Origin of the sequence: Streptomyces beijiangensis, assembly GCF_017315755.1 — a bacterium.
Lineage (GTDB): Bacteria > Actinomycetota > Actinomycetes > Streptomycetales > Streptomycetaceae > Streptomyces > Streptomyces beijiangensis.
The window spans coordinates 1-206 of sequence record NZ_JAFLRJ010001549.1 but is presented as its reverse complement, the minus strand read 5'-3'; the positions used below and the strand labels follow the sequence as shown (position 1 = coordinate 206).

1 pseudogene is annotated in these 206 nt (G+C 69.4%); it reads left to right on the top strand.

The window, feature by feature from the left end:
• Positions 1–206, top strand: a pseudogene (locus J0695_RS42635) (hypothetical protein); the annotation flags it as partial.

Genomic DNA, 206 nt, shown 5'->3' with positions numbered 1-206 from the left:
GTCTCGTGGGCTCGGCGCAGTACCTGTCCAAGGACGAGGTCGCGCAGCTGGCGAAGGCCGCCAAGACCGCGAAGCAGACGAATGGTTCGGTGCCCCTCGAGCCGCTCGAGGCCGACCAGTGGGACCTGCGGGCGATCAGTGCCGACAAGGCCGCCGCGATCAACCCGGGCAGTCCGAAGGTCACCGTCGCCGTGATCGACACCGGC